This window comes from Candidatus Accumulibacter vicinus (assembly GCF_000584955.1).
GTDB lineage: Bacteria > Pseudomonadota > Gammaproteobacteria > Burkholderiales > Rhodocyclaceae > Accumulibacter > Accumulibacter vicinus.
Genome location: NZ_JDSS02000007.1, coordinates 72,926 through 87,083 on the forward strand (window position 1 = coordinate 72,926; position 14,158 = coordinate 87,083).

Sequence of the window (14,158 nt, forward strand, 5' to 3'; positions counted from 1 at the left end):
GGCTGGCGGCGACCAGCCAGACCCGTCGTGCCGAGGCGCCGGCCTTTCAGGCGATGCTTTCGGCGCACGGCCGGCTGCACGCCGAAAGCATCGCGGTCGTCGGCTTGCAGGGGCAGGGTCGCCGCAGCGAGGCGGCGGCGCGCCTGGAGCTGGTCCGCACGCTGTACGACGACTTGCTGGCGGCGGTAGCGGCCTGCATCGAGGAGGCGGCACCCTGAGGCCGAAGCCTGCCGTTCGCCGCCGCGCTGTCGCCGGCATCGCCGGCCTGCATTGCCAGCAGGCTGGAGACGATCTGCAGTCGGCGGTCTCGTTCAGGGCGCTGACGAGAATCACCGGGATCATGCCAGGGCCTCGCTGTCGTTTCGGTCATTGCTCGCTCCGCAGATCCTTTTCGATCGCTTCGTAGTCGAAGCGGTCGGCCTGCCGGCGCATGTCTTCTGCCCAGAGGGGATCGATTTCCGCTACCCGATCGATCAACCTGTCGATGCGTCCGCTATCCAGAGCGATCGACGCGTCGAGCAGTGCTTGCCGCAGATCTTCAGGCAACTTCCCGGCCCGCATCGCCAGGTCCAGCCTGACCTCGGGACTTGGCGCCGCAGGCGCCGCTGGCTTGCGATAGACGTAGCGCGCGCCGAGATGGCGGGCCAGACAATCGAACAGTTGTCGCGGCCGATAGGGTTTGTGCAGGATCTCGTCGACGCCGGCGCTCAGCATCTCCCGATGCTGGTCGATAAACACGGAAGCGGTCAGGGCGACGATCTTGACCTCGTCGCCACCGGCCAGCGCCCGGATGCACCGGGTCGCCTCCAGCCCATCCATGACCGGCATTCGCCTATCCATCCAGATGAAGTGCGGTTGCCACTGCGCAAACACTTCGACGCCGCGCTGGCCGTCTTCCGCCGTGCGCACCTGGAAGCCGGCATCGGACAACAATCGGCTGAGGAGCAGGGCGCTTTCCGGCTGGTCCTCGACGATCAGTATCCGCCACGCCGGCTGGCCGCTTTCCAGACCCAGGACTTCTCCCTCCTGGTCGAGCGACGCGGCGATTTCACGTGGCGTTGCCGGGTCGACCGGCAGGTCGATCCGGAAACGGCTGCCGAGGCCGGGCTGGCTGCTCACGCTGATCCGCCCGCCCATCAGTTGCACCAATTGCCGGGAGATGGCGAGCCCGAGACCGGTGCCTCGCTGACTGGACGCCTGGCCGACCTGCACGAAGGGCTCGAAGATGCTTGCCTGATCTTGCGCGGCGATGCCGGGGCCGCTGTCTTCGACCTCGATCGACAGCCACGGCTGGGAGTCGTCCGGCAGGCCATCCAGACGCAGGGTGATCGTCCCTTGCTGAGTAAACTTGATCGCGTTGCCCAGCAGGTTGACCAGGACCTGCCGCAGCCGGACCTCGTCCCCCCGAATGTGGCGAACGACCCGGGCGGACTGCTCCAGCCGCAGTTCGAGGCCCTTTTCGTGCGCCCGTTGACTCATCATGTCGACGATCTCATGCACGCTGGTGCCGAGATCGAAGGGCGCGATTGCCAACTGGATGCGGCCGGTCTCGATCTTCGCCATGTCCAGGATGTCGTTGATCAGCCCCAGCAGATATTCGCCGCTGCGGTTGATGATCGCAAGATGCTCGCGGTCGCGGAAGGTCGTGCCGGTGGCGGTTTCGCCGTCTCGGCGCATCAGCGCCGAGAAACCGAGGATGGCGCTGAGCGGTGTGCGCAACTCGTGGCTCATGTTGGCCAGGAAGCTGCTCTTCGCCCGATTGGCCGCTTCGGCGGCGTCCTTGGCGTCGCGCAATCTCGCCTCGACGATTTTCTGCTCGGTGATGTCGTGCAGCGAGACGACGGCCCCGATCCGGGCGCCGCTGTGGTCGGTGATCGCCTGGCCGGAAGCGAGGACGACGAGCGCTTCGCCGCTTGCCGTTTGCAGCGTCATCTGCTCGTTGCGCACGATTTCGCCCTGGAAGGCGCGGAACAGCGGAATATCCTCCCGGCTCATGGGCGTGACGCCATCCGCCCGAAAGAGCCGGTAGTGTCGAGCCCACTGTTCGGAGGGCAGGTCCTCCTGCAGCATGCCGTGCATTTCGCGCGACGCGCGATTGAATACGGTGAGCCGGCCGTTTTCGTCGCAGGCGACGATGCCGTCGGAGATGTTCTCCAGCACGGCCTGAATGAAGACTTGCTGGCGCTGCAGTTCGGCGGTCCGTTCGGCCACCCTCTGCTCGAGGTGGAGATTGAGCTCGCGCAAGTCGTGCTCCACGCGCTGCAGTTCCGTGACGTCGATCATGGCGCCGACGATTCCTTCCACCCGTCCGTTGGGCAGCCGAACCACCGCCTTGTGAACGACGACGTCGCGGCGTTCGTGGTCGACACCGGTGACAGTCGTCTGATAGACCTGCTGGCCGCCGCTCGCCAGGAGATCCTCGTCGCGGCCATGCGGCAGGAAGGCGGGCGGGGTCGCTTTGGCCGCTTCGGCCGGGCAAGCGTCGCTTGACTGCCGCGATCTGTCGAGCAGGTCGGCAAAGGCTTTGTTGAAACGCTGATAGCTAAGCGAGACATCCTGGAAGAACATCGGGAACGGCACCGCATTCATCAAGGCCTGGACGAGAACGAGCTCCTTTTCGACTTTCGCCGACAAGTGGCGCTTGGTGCGCAGATTCCTCGCCTGCAGGACGAGCAGCGCGAGCAGGAAGATCATCAGCGCGACGGCGCCGACCGAGATCCTGGGATACGCATCCCAGATGGCCTCCGGGCGATTGATGACCACCGAGCCCGGGGGCAGGGCGCGGCCGGTCAGGCCGAAGCGATGCAGCTCCTTGTAATCGAAAATGTAGCGGTTTGGACTGTCGATCAGGCGCGGCAGGTCGGCCAGGGTCTGCCCGCTGTGCAGGCCGACAGCCAGGGTGGCGACGGCCATCCCCTGGTCCTTTCCGGAAACCAGCTTGCCGCCGACGATGCCATGGCCGAGAAAGAAGCTCCATGGCGAGTACATCGGTTGCACCGTGTTCCGGCGCAGGGCCGCCGCCGACTCGGATTCGGGAACGATGCGTCCCAGTCGGTCGAAGGGCCGCCCCATCAGCAGTACCACGAAATCCCCCGAGAGCGCCTGGAGATCGCGCAAGACCTCGTCGAGCAGGCGATGGGTGACCACTTCGATGGCGAACGGTTGTGCCAGCTCGGCGTTGGCCGCTTCGAGGGTGGCGAGGTTGGACGCGAAAGTCTGTGTTCCGTCACCGACGACAACCAGACGGCGGGTGGTCGGATGAAGCTTCTGAATGAGTTCGAGGTTGGCCGGGAAATCGGGCGCTTCCGAGACCCCGGCGACGCCGTCGACGCCAGCCAGGTCGCTCGAACGGATGTTGTTGACTCCGGCAAAGAGAATCGGCTTGCCGGGCCAAAGGCGATCGCGCTGCGCCAGCAGGAGCTGGTAGGCGGGGTCGTCGGTGGCGATCAAAAAGTCGATTCCGGTGCTGGCGTAGCGCTCCGCCAGACGCCGCGCCAGCTCGGCTTTGCCTTCGTTGTTCGGGAGCGGAAAGCGCAAGGCGTCGAGGTACTCGATGTACAGGCCGAACTCGGCGCGATGCTCACCCAGCCCGGCCAGGAGGCCTTCCTGTTCGCTGTCGGTCCACGGCAGGCCTTGATGGTAGGAATGCAGAACCAGCACGTTCCGTGGTTGATCGGCCGCCGTGGCGGCCATGGCCAGACCCCCAAGGAAGAGCCAGAAGCTCCGCCATAGCCAGCACGCGACGACGGCAAGGACGCGCTGGCGCGGCCGGCGCCGGTCGTGGGCGGCGGTGGCCTCAGCCGGCGCGCACCGCCGCCGCGCTGACGCTTCACCATTCATGGCGGGCTCGCCTGTGCTTGCCGCGCGTCGCTCTTCTCGTCGGGGGTAATGAAGGTCACCTCCTGGGCCTCGGGCGTGAAGGTCAGGGTAAAACAGGCGCCGCCGGGCGAAGAGACTTCGAGCCGGCCGTCGAGCTGGTCGGCGAGCATGCGCACCAGGTTGAGGCCAAGCGAAGACGAGGCAGCGGGTTCGGGCGGCAGGCCGCAGCCGCTGTCCTGTACGACCAGACGCAGCAGGCCCTTTGGCAGGCGCCGCAGGGAGACGCGGATCTCGCCCGTCGCCAGGCCCGGAAATGCATGTTTGTAGGCGTTCGAAATCAGTTCGGTGATGACCAGTCCGAGCGGCACGGCCGTTCCGACGCCGATGTTCAGATCGTCGATCTCGACCTTGATCGGGACCCGGTGCGACAGCGGATCGTAGGTTTGCATCAGATGGTCGACGAGCTGCCGGACATAGGCCGGATAACGGATGCTCGACAGGGTGGCCGAACGGTAGAGTTGTTCGTGTACCAGCGCGATCGAGCGCACGCGCGCCGCGCTCTCGGTGAGCAGGGCGCGCGCTTCGTCGCTTGCCCGGGCGCCCTGCATGGTGAGCAGGCTGGAGACGACCTGCAGATTGTTCTTCACGCGGTGATAGATCTCCTTGAGCAGCGTTTCCTTCTCGCGCAGCGCGCTCGCCAGTTCGGTCGCTGTCCGCTTCAGCTCTTCGGTCCGTTCCTCGACGCGCTCGGCGAGCTCGATCTGTATCCGTTCCTGGCGCCGCTGCAGGCGCAGCAGTTCCAGGTGCGTGCGCACGCGCGCCAGCACCTCCGCCGGATCGACGGGCTTGGTCACGAAGTCGACACCGCCGGCAGCGAAACCCTTGAGCTTGTCGGCGGTCTCGTTCAAGGCGCTGAGGAAAATCACCGGGATCATGCGCTGCTGCGGATCGGCCTTGATCTGCCGGCAGACCTCGTAGCCGTCCATGCCGGGCATGCGGACATCCAGCAGGATCAGGTCGGGCGCCTTGAAGGCCACCGAGCGCAGCGCCACGACACCGTTCGACGCCGCGCGTACGCGATACCCCTGCTCGACGAGAAGGGCGCTCAGCAGCTTGAGGTTGGCCGGCGTGTCGTCGACGACCAGGATTTCGTAGTTGGACGGATCGCTCACGGCAGGGCCTCGCTGGTGTGTTGGGGAGAGGAGAAAGTAGCGGCCGTCGCCGCTTGCGTTTTCTTCTTTGTCTTCTTCATTGCTCGCTCCGCAAGGCTTTTTCGATCGCCTGGTAGTCGAAGTTTTCGGCGTGTTCGCCCAGAACCCTGGCGAGGGCCGCGTCGCGTTCCCTCACCTGCCCGATCAGCGCGTCGATATGCGCGATGTCCAGGGTCACCAGGGCGTCCGCCAGCGCTCGTCGCAGCGCTGCCGGCAGGGTCGCCAGCGCTGCCGGATCGGGGGGGGGACCGGTACCGGACGCCGGTGCCGGCGCAGCCTCGTCGTAGACGTAGCACACCCCGAGATGGCGAGCCAGGCAGTCGAAAATCGTCGCGCTGCGCACCGGCTTGTGCACCACCTCGTCGATGCCGGCGGCGAGCATTTCGGCGTGCTGCTCGGCGAACACCGAGGCGGTGAGGGCGACGATCCTGACGTCGCCGCCGCCGGGCAGCGCCCGGATGCGCCGCGCTGCCTCCTGGCCGTCCATCTCCGGCATGCGCTGGTCCATCCAGATGAAGTGTGGTCGCCACTGCGAAAACGCCGCGACGCCGCGTACGCCGTTTTCGGCGATGCGCGTCTGGAAGCCGGCGCCTTCCAGCCAGCGGCGCAGCAGAAGGGCGCTCTCGGGCTGGTCCTCGACGATCAGGATGCGGTAGGCCGCCTGTCCCGGCTGCAGGCCGAGCACCTCGCCGCGCTCGCTCGCGGCGCGCGGCACCTCGTTTTCATCGGCGACCTCGAGCGGCAGGTCGAGGTGGAAGCAACTCCCCTTGCCCAGCCGGCTGCGGACGCCCAGGTGTCCGCCCATCAGCTCGACGAACTGCCGGGTGATCGCCAGTCCGAGGCCGCTGCCTTTCTGGGCGGCGGCCTGGCCGACCTGCACGAAGGGCTCGAAGATCCTCGCCTGATCTTCCGGAGCGATTCCCGGACCGCTGTCTTCGACATCGATCGACAGCCGCCTGCCGTTGCCCGCGGGCGTCAGCCCCAGACGCAGCGCCACGCCACCGTCGGGAGTGAACTTGATGGCGTTGCCGAGCAGGTTGATCAGCACCTGCCGCAGCCGGGTTTCGTCGCCCCGGATGAAACGCGGCAAATCGGCAGATCGGTCGAGCACCAGTGGCAGGCCCTTCTCGGCGGCGCGCACGCGCATCAGGTCGGTGACCTCGCGCGTCAGCGAATCGAGATCGAAGGGGGCGCTCGCCAACTGAATCCGCCCGGCCTCGACCTTGGCGATGTCGAGAATGTCGTTGATCAGCGCCAGCAGATGCTCGCCGCTGCGGTTGATGATTTCCAGGTTTTCGCGTTGCGCGCCGGCGGCCTCACGCCGCAGCAGCGCGGCGAAGCCGAGGATCGCGTTGAGCGGCGTGCGCAACTCGTGGCTCATGTTGGCCAGGAAGACGCTCTTCGCCTGGTTGGCCGCCTCGGCGGCCTCCTTGGCTTGCGCCAGTTCCGCCGTGCGCCGCTCGACCAGTTCTTCGAGATGGTCTCGGTAGGCCAGCAGTTCCGCCTCCGCAAGCTTGCGTTCGCTGATGTCCTCGACGATTCCTTCGAAAAAGCGCGCACTGCCCGTCTCGTCGCACAGCGTCGCAAGGTAGAGATTGGCGATGAACTCGGTTCCGTCGCGGCGCCGGTAGCGGTTGGTGTGTTGCGTCACACCGTTCGTCTGCCGTTGCTGCGCGATGATGAGCCGATGCTCCTGCGGGACGACGAAAAGATTCGCTGCGAAATCGCGGATCTCCTGCGCCATGGCGTCGGGAGAGTCGTAGCCGAAGAGGCCTGCCATGGCCGAATTGACTTCGATGAAACGGCCTTCCGGGGTCGAACGAAAGATGCCTACCGGGGCGTTCCAGACGATCGAACGGTACTTCTACTCGCTTTCCCGTAGCTCCTGCTCAGCGCGTACCCGCGGGCTGATGTCGACGGCCAGGCCGAGGAGTTCGGGCGTGCCGTCGGCGCTGGCAGTGCGCGTGAAATAGTTGTCGAAGTAGATGCCGTGCACGCACGAGGAGACGTACTGCACCGTGCCGTCGATGGCACATCGGATCTGGTCGCACGCCTCCGGGTAGTCGCGAAAGACCTCGAACACCGACTGGCCGACCACTTCGCCGGGCTGCAGCCCAAGGCTCGCCAGGCCCTTTCCCTCGCTCATCGTGAACACCCCTTGCGCGTCGATCTCATAGACTACCACCGGGGCATTGGTGATGACCGACCGATAGCGCGCCTCGCTGGCGGCGAGGGTCTGTTCGCGCTGCCGGATCGCCTGCGACATGCGATCGAGATCCTTGGCCAGGCTGTCGAGTTCCCTGATATTGGTCATTGGCCAGGGATGATCGTAGTCGCCGTCGGCGATGGCGTGTGCTTGCGCGGTGTAGCCACCGATCTGGCCAGCGAAAGCGCGTGCCAGCAGCGCGGTGGCGATGGCCGCCAGCAGCAGGGCGACCAGCGCACCGGAGGCCAGCACCCACAGCATGGACAGCACGGGTCTCAAGGCCTCGACGCGTGGCTGAGCGACGAGCACCATCCAGCCGATCTCCGGTACGCCGACCAGCGTGCCGATCGACAGCTTGCCTTCGAGATCCACGTCGTGGGTCGCGAAGCGCCCCTGCAGCGCATCGCCGACGATCGGCAGGCTGGCGAGATTGACCTGCTGGCCGCCGCCCGTGCGCTGCGAATGCGCGACGATCTGGCCGCGGCGATCGAGGATCATCGTCGTCGTCTCCGATTCGGTCGGCAGGTGGCTGACGAACTCGGAGAGCCCGTCGATCGCGACTTCGCCGATCACCACCTGTGCGCCCACCGGGACCGCCAGACTCACCACCAGTCGGGCGCTGACGGCGGACAGGAAGACCTCCGACCACACCGGCGTCTGCCGTTCTCGCGCTTCCCGCAAGACTCTCCATCTCGAGAGATCGATTCGCAGGAGGTCGTCACGTTGCCCACGTTGCGCCCATGGCAGGCCGACGGCAAAAACCGAGTCATCCGCGTCGGCGATGTAGATCGCCACAAACACCTCGCCCGTTCCGCAGTGCGCATCGAGCGGTTCATTCCAGAACGAGCCCGTCTGCCGGCCGCGCTGGCGTACATAATCGGCCAATCCCCCCAGTTCGCGTCCGGCGCCGCGCAAGTGCGCCTCGACCTGACCGGCGATGGCGCGTGCCAGCGCCTGATGACGTGTCTCGATCTCGCCGAGCACCCGCGGCAGCAGCATCCACCCGATCAGCGCGGCGACCAGCAGCAGCGGCAGCAGCGCCGCCAGCGTGAAGCGCAATGCCAGCCACAGCCGCAGTGGACGGCCGGCCGGCGAGAGCCTAGCGGATGACGATGAACTGGCCATCGCGCACCACCGTCATGTGGATCTCGCGTATGACGTCGCCGAATTCGTCGAACAATATCGGCTCCTGGACTCCCTGAAAACGGCGCACGCTTTGCAGGGTCGCTTTCAACTTCCTGGGGTCAGGTTGTTGCGCCAAGGCTTCCATCACGATATTGGCGGCGTCGAAAGCCATGGTACCGCTGAAACCGGGTTCACGACGAAAGCGTTCGCGGTAAGCCTGACGAAACGCCTGATAAGCGGGTGCCTTGCTCTCGCGATCGAAATTCTGCGCCACCATCACCCCTTCCACCGCTCTGCCGCCGAGTTCCAGCAATCGCTCGGTTCCCGCCCAGCCCGAGACGATGATTGGCAGGCGACTCCCCGCCTTGCGGATCTGCTGGCACAAGAGCGCGGTATCCATCGAGTTGGCGACGATCAGCACGCCGTCGGCTGGCGTCGCCAACAGGTTGCGCGCCACTTGCACGAAGGCCGTTTCGCTGCTCGACTCGAAACCGATGGCGCCGCGCACTTCACCGCCGCCCTTTTCGTAGGTCGTGCGGAAAGCCTCCAGCCAACGTTCCGTATACGACCGGTTGTTCAGGTCGTAAGCCGCCACCAACGGTCCCAGCGGGCGCTCCTTGAGATGGTACTCGGCGATCCGGGTGGCGGCCTCGGCGGTGGACATGTTCACTCGATAGAGGTAGTCGTCCTTGCCTGTCAGTTCGTCGGTCGTCGCGCTCGAGCTGACCATCACGACTCTGGCATCGTCGACGATGGGCAGGATGGCTTTCGCGACCGTGCTGGTGACCGGGCCGACGATGGCCACCACGCCTTGGTCGATCAGCTCGCGAGTCACGCCCTGCGCCGTTGCCGTGTTCTGCTGGTCGTCCCGGATCAGCAGTTTGACCTCGTGCCCGGCAACGCCACCGGCCCGGTTGCGCAGTTCGACGGCCAGCTGCACGGCATCGCGGGCGGCGATGCCGAGGTCGGCGCCGCGCCCGGAAATGCCGCCGACAAAGCCGATCGGGATCGGTGTCGGCGGCGAGCACGCGAGCAGGAAGAGGCTTCCCAGCAGGCTTCCAAGAAGGATGCCGGCGCTGGCGCGAAGCGCGGCGCGCACCCGATTGGTCTTCAGTGCGGGTTTCATCGTCGAATGTTGCTCCCTGGTAGATAAACGAACTCCGCTTCGACGGTGGCTCCGCTGCCGCCCCGTCGCGTTCTCGCTGCGCTCCGACGACCGCCGCGCCAGCCGCGCGGCAGCACCGTTCCGCCCGCCGGCTGCCGCTGCTCACGCGGCACAGCCGACTCCCTGCCGGTCGCCGGACGGCGACATCGCCGCGTCAACCAGGGTGGCGATGCCACCATAGTCGAAGTCGTCGGCGCGGCGCGCGAGATCCGCCGCCAGCGCGGGGTGGACGGTGGCGATGCGCTCGATCAGGGTCGCCACGAGTCCCATTTCGGCGCGCACTGCCGCCCGCTCGAGATCGCCCAGCCAGTCGTCCGGCAGCGCCCGCAGGGCTTCGAGCAGGGCGTCCGGGTCCATTGGGCGCGGGCTGGTCGGGGCGTCGGCCGCTTCGTCGAGGACGTAGCGAACGCCCAGATGACGTTCGATCGCGGCCAGCAATTCGGCCTCGCGAAAGGGCTTGGCGAGGAAATCGTCGCAGCCGGCGGCCAGGATGTCGGCCCGTTCCTCCGCGTAACTGCTGGCGGTCAGCGCCAGAACCTTGGTTTCCCGGCCGCGCGCCGTCGCCTTGATGCGTCGCGTCACCTCGCCGCCGTCGACGCCGGGCATGCGCATGTCCATCCAGATCAGGTGGGGCTGCCAGCTTTCCCACAAGCGCAGCGCTTCCTGCCCGTCGCCGGCTTCCTTTACCGCGAAGCCGAGCGGTGCCAGCACGCGGACCAGCAGCCGCCGGTTGTCGTCGTCGTCATCCACCACCAGCAGGCGATAGACCGGCTGACCCTCCTGCAGCCCGCGCACCACCCGCTTTTCGGAGGCAAGCACAGGCGTCGGCCGGGTCACCGCGGCCAGCGGGATATCGAAAGTGAAGACGCTGCCCTTGCCAACGGTGCTGCGCGCCTCGATCCGGCCACCCAGCAGGTCGACGAAGTGGCGGCAGAGCGCCAGCCCCAGTCCGCTTCCCTCGGCCGCCTGGCGGCCAGTCGCGCTCTGCGCGAAGGCCTGGAACAGGCCAGGCAGTTCGTCGGCGGCGATCCCTGGGCCGCTGTCCGCGACGGCGAAGCGCAGGCGCGCTTCACCGGTCGGTGCGCCTGGCGCTCGGCCGTCGTCGGCCGCCGCTGGCGACGCCAGGTCCACATGGAGCGACACGCTGCCGCGTTCGGTGAACTTGCAGGCGTTGCCGATCAGGTTGATCAGCACCTGTCGCAGTTTCACTTCGTCGGTGCGGATCTGGCGTGGCGTTTCCGGGGCGCGCGTGCAACGCAGCGCCAGGCCCTTGTCGCCGGCCTTCAGGGCGAACATCTGCTGCAGCCATACCAGGAGGTCGTCGAGGTCGCACTCGCCGAGGTTCACCACGCTGCCGCCGGTCTCGATGCGGGAGAGTTCGAGGACATTGTTGATCAGCGTCAGCAGGTGCTCCCCGCTGCGCCGCACGGTCATCAGATGCTCGCGCTGGGTCGCGGAAAGTGGCTCGCGTCCGGCCAGCGCCTCGCGCAGCAACAGGCTCGAGAAACCGAGCACGGCGTTGAGCGGCGTACGCAGCTCGTGACTGATGTTGGCGACGAAGGCGCTCTTCGCGCGGCTGGCCGTCTCGGCCAGATCCTTGGCGCGCTCCAGATCGAGCGTGCGTTGCCGGACCAGTTCCTCCAGATGATTGCGGTAGACCCGTAGTTCGCTTTCCGTCCGCTCGCGGGCGGTGACGTCGCGCACCAGCGACATGACTCCGACCACCTGGTCGTCGTCGTTGGTCAGGGCCGTGTTGAACCACTCGCAACTGATCACCCTGCCGTCGCTGGTCAGGTTCCGGTTGTTCGAGTAGGTGCCGCCGCTGCGTTGCAGCAGATCGGCCCATACCGTATCGATGACGGGCAAGACTTCGCGCGGCAGAATGAGGTCCTTGGCCGCGCGGCCCATGGCTTGTGCCCGCGTGTAGCCGAAGATGTGTTCCGCCGCGGGGTTCCACTCGGCAACCCGGAAATCGGTGTCCCACTCGATGATGCCGACGATCGACTGTTGCAGGTGCAGCGAAAGCTTGCGCTCCGTGCGCTGCAGGGCGATCTCGGCCTGCTTCCGGGCGCTGATGTCGACCACTACCGAGTCGATCCAGGCCGGCCGATCGTCCGCTCCATAAGCGGGCCGGCCGTGGTCGCCGACCCAGCGCAGGCCGCCATCGGCATGGCAGATCCGGTATTCGAGCACATACGGACGGCGTTCGGCGACCGCCCGCCGGATTTCCTGCGCCACTCGCCGCCGGTCGGCGGGCAAAATCAGCCCCGCCCAGGTGATCGCCGTGGCGCCGGTGAAGCGGGCGGCGGAGTGGCCACTGAGCCGGCTCACGCCTTCCGAGACGAAGTGCAGATGAAACGGCGGCCGCAGGTCGCCACGGTAAATGACACCGGGAACATTGGACACCAGTACGCGGAAGCGCTGCTCGCTCTGCGCCAGTTGTTCGGCGGTTCTGCGCAGATCGTCGTAAGCCGCGGCAAGCGTGCTGCGCATCGCGTTGACGGCGTCCACCACGGTATCCAGCACGTCGGGGCGCCAGCGGCCGCGGAGCGGGCGTTCGAGGCGCAAGGCCGGGCCGGCGAGGCCGGTCGCCTGCATGTCGTCGGCAAAGCGGGCCAGCCGGGCGAGGTGGCGCGTCACCATGTTGCGGAACAGCCACGATACGAAACCGGCGACCAGCGTCGTCTTGACGGCGTTTTCGAAGAGCACCAGCAGCAGCTTGTCGGCAACTCTGGCCAACACGTTGTCGGCGCTCGCCACCAGTCGCAGGCGGCCGATCGGCACCGGCTTGTCGCGGTACAGACGAAGCAGCTCGACTTCGCTTTCAATCGTCCGCTGCGAGTGCGGGGCACCAGCCGTCCAGCGTGGCTGGTCGTTCACCGTGATCGCCAGATACTCCATGTCGCGCAGGCGCAGAAGGCCGTCGAGCTGCGCCTGGATCTGCCCGTCGTTGGCCGTCCACACACTGTCGATCAGGACGTTGAGATAGCTCTCGCGAATGAAGCTGAAACTTTCCTCGATCCGGTCGATGTCGTTCCGGTAGTCGGCGTAAAGCTGAATCGCCGTGATGACCGCCGTCACCACCGAGCTGAAGATCACCATGGCCACCGTCAGGCGGCGTCCCAGCCGGTCGACGCGTTGGCTGGGCGGTGTGCCGGCGCCGCTTGCCGGCGAGACTTCGCGGGCCGCGCTCATCGCTCAGCGGTCGATCTTCCGGCTCGCGGCCGGCAGCAGCGTCTCGCGCAGAATGCGCTGGTAGGTGCCGTCGGCCTTCATCTGGCGCAAGGCGGCCACCAGCGGCGGGACCAGCGCGGCATGCCGCTGATTGAGGTAGATGAACATCTCGGCGCGCGCCAGCGGCGGTTCGAGCACCTGCACCGCGACCGGCGCCGCACGGGCCGCCTGCAGTCCCTGCCAACGTTCCAGCAGGACGGTTTCGGCCCGGTTCTGCTTGAGAATCTCGAACAGGCTGGCGATCGAAGACGCCCGCACCGTTTCGCGGCTGCGGGTGACATGACGCTCGAAGATCTTCCAGCCGCTGACGAAAGCCACGGTGCGATCCTGCAGGCTGGCCCAGTCGTCCGTACGGAAAGGGCTGGCCGACGCCGGGATGAAGGCGACGAACTCGAAATCCATCGTCTTTTCGGGGACGCGGACGAGGTGGGGATACTGGGCTTCGAAACCCGAGGCGCGGGAGAGATCGAGGTCGTCGACGCCGGAGTCCACATTGATCAGGGCCCGTTCGGCGGGAACTGCGCTGATCTCCAGGCGGATGCCGATACGGCGAAAGGCTTCGCGCACCACCCGCTCGAGGAAACCCGATCCGTCGGCGGTTCCGGCGAGCGGTGGCGCCAGCGCGTGCACCGCGGTGAGTCGGCCGGCGGTTTCGCCATGGCCGGTGTTGAGGAGCAACAGCGCCGCCAGCGCGGCGACATAGCGCCAGCCGTGGTTCATCTCAGTTTTCCTCATGGGTCGTCGCGGTCGCCAGGGCCTGCGCGGCCAGACCGGCGACGCTGCCGTAGTCGAAGTCGTCCGTCAGGCGCCGCAAGGCGGCCGCCAGCGCCGGGTCGACGGCGCGAATGTCGCCCACCGAGTCGGCGATGGCCACCATGTCGCCGCGGATCGCCGCTTCCTCGAGCTGGCGCAGGGTTTCGCCGGGAATCGCCCGCAGGGCGGTGGCCATCTCCTCGGTCGTCAGCACCGGTGCGGCGACCGTCGTGGCGTCTTCGCCGCGCCGGTAGCGAACTTCCAGGTGACGTTCGATCATGGCCAGCAAATCCGGCTCGTGGAAGGGCTTGCGCAGGAAATCGTCGCAGCCGGCGGCGACGATCTCGGCCCGTTCCTCCTCGAAGCTGCTGGCCGTCAAGGCGATGATCCTGGTCTCCTGCCCGTGCGGCAGGGACTTGATGCGCTGCGTCGCCTCGCGGCCGTCCATCCCCGGCATGCGGATGTCCATCCAGATCAGTTGTGGTCGCCACTCCTGCCAGACGGCAATCGCCTGCTGGCCATCCTCGGCTTCCCGGATCTCGAACCCCAACGGCACCAGCAAGCGGGCGAGCAAGCGGCGGTTGTCGGCGTCGTTGTCCACCACCAGGATGCGGTAGCGCGTTTCGCCGGGCAGCAGGCCGAGCA

The 14,158-nt window shown here is 66.8% G+C and carries 9 protein-coding genes; 1 reads left to right on the forward strand and 8 read right to left on the reverse strand.

Translation table 11 applies throughout. From position 1 onward, the window contains the following. Positions 1-218 (forward strand): hypothetical protein (locus tag CAPSK01_RS21485; RefSeq protein ID WP_273702926.1); only part of this gene is annotated, 218 nt, incomplete at its 5' end. 148 nt (positions 219-366) lie between these two features. Here CAPSK01_RS21485 and CAPSK01_RS21490 read toward each other — a convergent pair. The 8 genes from CAPSK01_RS21490 to CAPSK01_RS02315 all read right to left on the reverse strand — a co-directional run. After that, positions 367-3,840 carry an ATP-binding protein gene (locus tag CAPSK01_RS21490; protein ID WP_273702927.1) on the reverse strand — a complete coding sequence of 1,158 codons (3,474 nt, stop codon included), beginning with the start codon at positions 3,838-3,840 and terminating at the stop codon, positions 367-369. Next, positions 3,837-4,991, reverse strand: coding sequence for a response regulator (locus CAPSK01_RS02285; protein ID WP_273702928.1), 1,155 nt, complete (start codon positions 4,989-4,991; stop codon positions 3,837-3,839). Before CAPSK01_RS02285 ends, CAPSK01_RS21490 begins: the two co-directional genes overlap by 4 nt. A 76-nt stretch (positions 4,992-5,067) precedes the next feature. After that, the gene (locus tag CAPSK01_RS02290) at positions 5,068-6,882 is read right to left on the reverse strand and encodes an ATP-binding protein (RefSeq protein WP_273702941.1); all 1,815 of its coding nucleotides are present in this window, start codon (positions 6,880-6,882) and stop codon (positions 5,068-5,070) included. 12 nt (positions 6,883-6,894) lie between these two features. Then, positions 6,895-8,361, reverse strand: a complete 1,467-nt coding sequence (locus CAPSK01_RS02295) for a cache domain-containing protein (protein WP_034921850.1) — start codon at positions 8,359-8,361, stop codon at positions 6,895-6,897. Continuing rightward, complete coding sequence (locus tag CAPSK01_RS02300) at positions 8,336-9,487, reverse strand: ABC transporter substrate-binding protein (protein WP_273702929.1); 1,152 nt, start codon at positions 9,485-9,487, stop codon at positions 8,336-8,338. Before CAPSK01_RS02300 ends, CAPSK01_RS02295 begins: the two co-directional genes overlap by 26 nt. A 141-nt stretch (positions 9,488-9,628) precedes the next feature. Beyond that, positions 9,629-12,721 carry a PAS domain S-box protein gene (locus tag CAPSK01_RS21495; protein ID WP_273702930.1) on the reverse strand — a complete coding sequence of 1,031 codons (3,093 nt, stop codon included), beginning with the start codon at positions 12,719-12,721 and terminating at the stop codon, positions 9,629-9,631. 3 nt (positions 12,722-12,724) lie between these two features. Further along, on the reverse strand, positions 12,725-13,480 hold the full coding sequence (locus CAPSK01_RS02310; protein WP_273702931.1) for a transporter substrate-binding domain-containing protein: 756 nt from the start codon (positions 13,478-13,480) through the stop codon (positions 12,725-12,727). A 1-nt stretch (position 13,481) separates the two neighbouring features. After that, positions 13,482-14,158 (reverse strand): response regulator (locus CAPSK01_RS02315; protein ID WP_273702932.1); only part of this gene is annotated, 677 nt, incomplete at its 5' end.